Source organism: Antrihabitans spumae (assembly GCF_043944905.1).
Taxonomy (GTDB): Bacteria; Actinomycetota; Actinomycetes; order Mycobacteriales; family Mycobacteriaceae; genus Antrihabitans; species Antrihabitans spumae.
The window spans coordinates 1-839 of record NZ_JBIMSN010000176.1; the positions used below are offsets into that span (position 1 = coordinate 1).

At 63.8% G+C, this 839-nt stretch carries 1 protein-coding gene; it reads right to left on the reverse strand.

The annotated features are described in order from the left end of the window. The coding region (locus tag ACHIRB_RS30825; RefSeq protein WP_395127842.1) for a tyrosine-type recombinase/integrase at window positions 1-839 on the reverse strand (839 nt) is incomplete at both ends.

Here is an 839-nt window from a genome sequence, read left to right on the forward strand (position 1 = left end):
TTGGGTGGCGCGACCGAGGCGCTGTTTTGACCAGGCCGCCTCGGCGAGCGGTCCGTCCGGGTCGAGTGTGACCTCGACGCCGGAGGCGTTGACCTTGCGGGCTGCTTCCCAGTGCCGGCGGATGGAGGTGTCACTGAGCCGCGCGTAGTGGGCGGTCATCTGATGTGAGTCGTGGTCGAGGATGCGGCGTACGACTTCCTGGGGGACGTCGAGATTGATCAGCCTCGTGCCGAGGGTATGTCGAAATCGGTGCGCACTGACGACAGTCGACAGCCCATGCTCATCGGTGATCTCACAGCGGGAAACCCAGCGGCGTAGGCACGTTCGGTAGGTGTGGGTGCTGATGTGGTCGGTGCCCTGGGCGTTGGATCGGCCGTGCGGGAACAACACTCGCGCGCCGACACTGCCGCCGTTGGGCGAACTCGTCTCGTTGACGTATGCGATGTGTTCGGCGATGGCCCGTTCGAGTTCCTCGTCGATGGGGACCAAGGCCTCGCGTTTCATCTTGTGGTTGAGATAACGCAAATACGGGGCACCGTCTCGGTCGCGGACGACGCAGTCCTGAGGCAGGGCGACTGCGTCGCTGATCCGCAGCCCACATCGCATGAGGATGACGGTGATCAGGCGATGGTGCGGATTCGGCCACTTCGCGAGATTGGTGGGGTGCTCGAGTTGTCTCATGACGTGCTCGCTCAGCGCGCGGGGCTGTCGGACGACCTCTTTCGGGTAGTCCTCGGTGTAGATCAGTGCCGTGTTCGGCAGGTCCGTGACCCATCCGTAGCGACGGACCGCGAGCAGAAACATGTTGAATTGGCCGACCCCGATGCGGTGCGACACCT